The following is a 6,098-nucleotide window of genomic DNA, read 5'->3' on the forward strand; positions in this document are numbered from 1 at the left end:
GGGGCACCACGAACGGCACCGGTCCCTTTGCCGCCGAATCTCCGGTGGATAGCCTCGTGAGATGGTGCGCCTTCGCGAATGTCGTGGCAGTAACCGGACTGCTGCTGGTGGCGGCGCATGCTCAGGAAAAGCGCATCCATAGCCTCCTGCTGGCATCCCATGCCGAGTTGGAACGGCGCGTGCAAGAGCGAACCAAAGACTCGGAGCTAGCGAACCATGAACTGAAGCAGGAGATGGCGCGACGTCGTCTGCTGGAAGCAGAACTGATCCGGATCGGCGATCAGCAGCAGAGACTCATCGGCCGAGAACTGCATGACGGCCTCGGGCAGCACCTCACTAGCTTGGGCTTTTACTGTGCCACCTTGAATCAAGAACTACAGACGCATAGCCACCCAGCCGCCGCGAAGGCGGCTACCATCGTCGAATTGGTGAAGCAGGCGTCCTTGATGACTCGCAAGATTGCCCATGGCCTGGACCCGGTCGCCATGGAGGCTGGTGGCCTCATGGTCGCCTTGCAAGGGCTGGCACAGACGACCCGCGCGCTCAATGGCATAGGTTGCACGCTCCGCATCGAGTCAAATGTGGACTTACTGGATCCGCCGATGCAGATCAACCTTTACCGTGCGGCACAGGAAGCCGTCAATAACGCGCTGAAATACAGCCAGGGCCGCCACATTTGGATCGACCTGGAGCGCGAAGGCGGCATGCAGAGGCTTTCCATCAGTGACGACGGGATGGGGGTTGACCTGGAACAAATGGAGCGTGCTTCGGGCCTGGGACTTCACAACCTGCGCCACCGCGCGAGCCTCCTGGGCGGCTCTTGCATGGTCACCCGCAATGCGTTGGGTGGCACCACGGTTGCCATCAGTTATCCAATACCAGAGAGTCCGGGACATGAAGCCATCTAGCCTGGGCGGCGTGACTCAGATCCTGATTGTGGATGACCACCCCATCATCCGGGAGGGGTTAACACACTTGCTGAATCTGCATGAGGATCTGCACGTCTGCTGTGCGGCCGGCAGTGCCGAAGACGCCTTGGCGGTGATGGCCTGCCAGCCTGATATGGCCATCGTGGACCTCAGTCTGCACTCGAACTCCGGCCTGGATCTTGTCAAGACGCTCCGGCAACACTATCCAAAGCTGGCCATCCTCATCCTCAGCATGCATGACGAAACCCAGTTTGCCGAACGCGCGCTGCGGGCGGGAGCAAACGGGTACCTGATGAAACTCGAGGCCACGGAGCATATTATGAACGCCATCCGCGAGGTGCTGGCGGGCAATATCTACCTGAGCGCCGCAATGCATGAAAAGTTGGCGCGGACTCTGACGGTTCCCCAGAAAATTCCGGCGGGCTCAATCGCGAGCCTTTCAGAACGGGAGTTCGAGGTCCTGCACCTGATCGGACTCGGTTTCAGCACCCGCGAGATCGCCGAGAAACTGAGTCGGAGCGTCAAGACCATCGAGGCACATCAGGCCAACATTAAGGAAAAGCTGAATATTCCTAGCGGCAAGGAGCTGATGCGCTTCGCCATTCAGTGGATCGAGAGCCATTAGGGTGGAGCCCTGAAAATCGTATGGAAACGCGCTGACTGAGCTTTGTTCGGGTAAATGTTCCAGTAAATGAAGGATTCCGCTAAGTATCCCGAGCACTCGACCGATCGGATTCTGCGGAGAGTTCGCATTTCCGTGCCGCAAAAGGGCTGGCTGCCGGAAGACGAACTGGATTGGCTCATCCCGCGTCTCGGCGCACTGCTTCTGCGGGCCCGAGCGCGCAGCCAGGAACGGGGATCTGCGAAACCCTATTCTATCCGGGCACGCTCCGCCACCTTCGGGCTGTTCTGCCAGCCGCCGCCCAGCGCCAGGAACAGGTTGATCTGGTTGAGGGCCACCTGGCTGTCCGACGCCGCCAGTGCCGCCTCGGCCCCGGCCAGCGTGCGGTCGGCATCCAGGCTGGACAAATATGGCACGCGGCCGGACTGGTACAGCAGCCGGTGCTGGCGGGCGACCTCGTTGGCGTCGTCGCGCGCCACGCGCAAGGACTGGTTGCGCTCCAGCTCGCGCGTGTAGGCGCTGAGCGCACTCTGGGTCTCCTCCAGCGCCTTGAGCACCACGCCGTCGAAGCGGGCGAGTGCCGCGTCCGCGCCGGCTTCCATGCCGTGGATGCGCGGGCGCACGCCATTGGTGGGCAGGTTCCAGGTGATCAGCGGGCCCATGCCCCAATGCGCGGTCGGGCCGGTGCCGAGATCGCTCAGGATGCCGCTCAGGCCGGCCGACGCCCCGATGCGGACCGAGGGGTAGAGATCGGCGGTGGCCACGCCGATCTTCGCCGTGGCCGCTGCCAGCTCGCGTTCCGCCTGGCGGATATCGGGGCGGCGCTTGAGTAGTGCGGCACCGTCGCCGACAGGCATCGCCTGGCGCAGCGTCGGCTCCTCATGACATTCGGATGCGGCTTGCGGCAGCGCTGCCGGCGGCTGGCCCAGCATGACGGCGAGCCGGTAAGCAGCGCCCTCCTTCTCCGCCTTGAAGCGCGGCAACGCCGCGCGCAGGGTCTCGGCCTGCGCGCGGGCGCGCAGCATGTCGGCAGGCTGGCCACGGCCGGCGGCCACCATCTTGCCGGCAATCTCCACGCCGCGCGTCTGCAGCGCGAGCTGCTGCTCCGCCACCGCCAGCTCGTGCGTGGCGGCGCAACCCTGCACATAGGCCCGCACGGTTTGCGCGACCACGCTCACGCGCGCCATGTCCAGCGCGGCCTGGCTTGCCTGCGCGCTGGCCAGCGCGGCCTCGTCGGCGCGGGCCAGCTTGCCGAAGAAGTCAACCAGGTACGACACCGAGAACCCGACGTCGCCCAGGTTGAAGACCGGCACCTTCTCCTTGAGCAGGAAGCTCTCGCCCGCGATCTGCGCGCGTTCGGCCTTGGCGGAGAAGGCCGCCTGCGGCAGGTTCTCCGCTTCCACCTCGTGGTAGATCGCCACGGCCCGGCGCAGGTTGGCGGCGGCCACGCGCAGGCTGGTATTGGCGCTGAGCGCCTGCTGCACCAGGGCGTCGAGCTTGGGGTCGTCGTACAGGCGCCACCAATCGTCCGGGACCGGCGCCACCGAGACGGCCGGGCCGTCCGTGCCGAGCAAGGGGCCGTTGGCCTCGGGCGCACGCACGGCCGCCTGCTCCGGCACGTGGTAGTCAGGGCCCACGGTGGTACAGGCGAACAGCAACGGGCCCAGGGCTGGCAGCAGGGCAAGGCAGAGCTTGCTCATTGTGTGCTCTCCTCCACGGCCTCGTCGCGCAGCACGGCAATGGTCTTGCGCGGCTGCGCCACGGAGACCGTCGCCGTGCGGCCCGACACCAGCCGCACATCCGCCGGCACGTCGTCCAGCACGATGCGCACCGGCACACGCTGCGCCAGCCGCACCCAGTTGAACGTGGGGTTCACATTGGGCAACAGGTTGGCGCCATTGCTGCGGTCGCGGTCCTCGATGCCGGCGGCGATGCTCTGCACGTGRCCATGCAGGATCGTGCGCTCGCCCATGATGCGCACGGAGACCGGGTTGCCAATGCGGATGCCCCCCAGCTTGGTTTCCTCGAAATAGCCTTCGACGTGGAAGGAGTTCAGGTCAACCATCGACAGCACCGGCCGGCCCAAAGTCACATAGTCGCCCAGGCGCGGCAGGCGGTCGTTGAGAACGCCATCGACGGGGCTGGCCACCCGGGTGCGGGCAAGGTTGAGCTTGGCCAGCGCGACCGCCGCCTCCGCCTGCGCCAGCGCCGCCTCGCCCTGCTGCACCCGCGCCTGCCCTTCTTCCACCACCTCGGTGGCGACCACGTCGGACAAGGCGTGGCTGCGGGCGGCCTCCCGGCGCGCCTGCGCCAGCGTGGCGCGCTGCGCGGCGGCACTCGCCATGGCCTGCTGCAACGCCAGCTGGTAGCGGTCCTGGTCGATCACGAACAGCACCTGCCCGCGCCGCACGCGCTGGTTGTCCTTGACGAGTATCTGCGTCACCAGCCCCGAGACATCCGGTGYGACCTGCACCACGTCGGCCCGCACGTGGCCGTCGCGCGTCCATGGCGCCACGGTGTAGTAATCCCACAGATGCTTGCCGACAGAGAGCGCGGCCACGGTGGCCAGCAGGGTCAGCATCACGGGGACCAGCAAACGGAATTTGAATTTCATGATTGCAGCCAGCGGGCCATGGCGGCCACGCCACCCAGCACGATGACGTAAAGAGCCAGATTGAAAAGCGACCGGTGCCAGACCAGCCGGTAAAAGCCTGCGCGCGCAAGGGCTGCGCGCAGGCAGGCGGTGATGGCGAAGGTGAGGAGCATCAACGCCAGCAAGCCGGGCACGAAGACGCCGTRGAGATCGATCTCCGCGCTTAGCATCGGGGCTCCGCGCGTAACGGGAGGGGCACGGCCCGCAACGGCTGCACCTGCGGCGCCGCGGCTTGCGGCAGCGTGTGTGCCGGGTATAGCGTGACCCGCAATGCAATCAGCGCACCCAGTGCACTGCACGCATGCTCGCCGGGACTTTGCGATGCGCCGCTTTGCATGGCCACCTCGCGCAGCGCCTTGTCGATCCGCTCGGATAGCGCATCCGGCGGCGCCATTGCGTGGCCGGCCTTCAGGCGCGCGCGGAAATGCAAGGCAACCGCGTTGAGCACCCTGGCCACGGCGCGGCGCGCGGCCGGGCGCAGCCCGGGCAGGCTGCGCTGCAGCGCCAGCGCGCCAAACCCGACCTGCAGCTCGGCAAAGCCATCCGAGGCCATCTGGTCGTCGCTGGCCGCAAGCCTTGGCACCAGCTGGCTKAGCCGGTCCAGCATGCGGCCCCCGAGCCTGGCGTGCTCGCCCGGCTCGCGCCGCGTGGCGGCTTGCGCGAGATCCTTCCAGCTCGCGCGGATCAGCCGGTGCGCCGCCACGCGCGCGCCGAACGGCCGCGTCGCCATGGCCCATAAAGGCGCGAACAGCATGCCGCCGATGCTGGCCAGGCTGCCGTTGAAGGTGGTCAGGAAATTCGTGTCGTAGACGCTCTGCACATTGGCGAACGACGCCGTATTKACCGACAGCAGCATGGCGATCAGGTTGAAGCCGGGCCGCGATATCAGCATGCCGATGCCCATGTAGGGCAACGCCAGCATGCCTACCAGGGTTTCGAAGTTGTGCGCGTTCGGCACCACCAGGAACAGGTAGAACGACGATACGGCAAAACAGAATCCGCTCCAGCGCAAGAACGAATGCGCGACCGGCCGGGGCTCCTCGATGGTGGCAAAGAAGCAGCAGGCGATGGACGCCACCGCAACCGATCCCGCGCCGTCCTCCCATCCCGAGGCGATCCACAGCATGCCCGCGCAAAACACCGCCAGGCTGGTGGAGCAGGCATAGAACAGCAGCATCGCGTGATCGTGGTGATGCGCCCGGCCCGCGCGCTCGGCGCCGCGCCCAAGCGCGCGCACGGAGGGCGCGGCGGCGCTGGCCGCCTGATCGCCAATGCCATGCTGCAGGGCGTGGCAGTCTTCGCACAGCGCGGCCAGCGTGCGCAACTGATCGTTGGCGGTKGCGACCAGCCCGCCATGCCAGCCCGGCGCGCGCGCATAGTCCGCCCACGGGCCCGCTTCCGGCTCCGGCGCAGGCGCCGGGCCGTCGAAGCCCGCGCGAATCCACGCGGACATGGCGGCCATATGGCGCGCCAGGCTATCCGGTATGCCCTCGGCGTGGCGCCGCAATGCCTGCAGCACGCCGGCCAGCGACGACAGCACGGGCAGCAGCATCGTCATGCGCTCGCGCAAGGCGCGGGCGTGGCGCAGCGTATGCGCGCTTTCCGTGTCGTAGGAGAGCTGGGTGATGAGCTGGTCCAGCGCGAGGATGTCGGCGGCCAGCCGGTGGCGGCTGCCGTGGCGCGTGGCATTGGCGTCAGGCTCTGCGGACAGCATGTCGGTGGCCCACAGTGCCGCGTCGGCCAGCCAGGTGGCGGAGCGGGCGCGCAGCGCGGGCGCTACCTTGGCCGGAAAGACGATGGCGCCCACCATGCCGGCGCACAAGATGCCGATGACAATCTCCTCGATGCGCGCCACGGCAATGTCGAAGACTTGTGCCGGCTCGCTGACAGACGG

6 protein-coding genes are annotated in these 6,098 nt (G+C 66.9%); 2 read left to right on the top strand and 4 right to left on the bottom strand.

Going from position 1 to position 6,098, the window contains the following annotated elements:
• Positions 1–908, top strand: a 908-nt coding sequence (locus AC1DS3_RS33550; RefSeq protein ID WP_477128855.1) for a sensor histidine kinase, incomplete at its 5' end; no start/stop codon positions are given.
• Entirely contained in the window at positions 895–1,554 is a 660-nt protein-coding gene (locus tag AC1DS3_RS33555; RefSeq protein ID WP_441634073.1) for a response regulator, read from the top strand. The genes AC1DS3_RS33550 and AC1DS3_RS33555, both read left to right, overlap by 14 nt.
• A gap of 245 nt (positions 1,555–1,799) precedes the next feature.
• On the opposite strand, the gene AC1DS3_RS33560 is transcribed toward AC1DS3_RS33555, so the two are convergent.
• The 4 genes from AC1DS3_RS33560 to AC1DS3_RS33575 form a co-directional block, all read right to left on the bottom strand.
• Entirely contained in the window at positions 1,800–3,251 is a 1,452-nt protein-coding gene (locus tag AC1DS3_RS33560; RefSeq protein WP_441634075.1) for an efflux transporter outer membrane subunit, read from the bottom strand.
• Complete coding sequence (locus AC1DS3_RS33565) at positions 3,248–4,165, bottom strand: efflux RND transporter periplasmic adaptor subunit (protein ID WP_477128856.1); 918 nt, start codon at positions 4,163–4,165, stop codon at positions 3,248–3,250. Before AC1DS3_RS33565 ends, AC1DS3_RS33560 begins: the two co-directional genes overlap by 4 nt.
• Positions 4,162–4,374 carry a DUF1656 domain-containing protein gene (locus AC1DS3_RS33570; protein WP_477128857.1) on the bottom strand — a complete coding sequence of 71 codons (213 nt, stop codon included), beginning with the start codon at positions 4,372–4,374 and terminating at the stop codon, positions 4,162–4,164. Before AC1DS3_RS33570 ends, AC1DS3_RS33565 begins: the two co-directional genes overlap by 4 nt.
• Positions 4,368–6,098: FUSC family protein (locus tag AC1DS3_RS33575; protein ID WP_477128858.1), on the bottom strand; the 1,731-nt coding region annotated here is incomplete at its 5' end. The genes AC1DS3_RS33575 and AC1DS3_RS33570, both read right to left, overlap by 7 nt.

The sequence above is a fragment of the Cupriavidus sp. 01L46 genome (assembly GCF_056399905.1).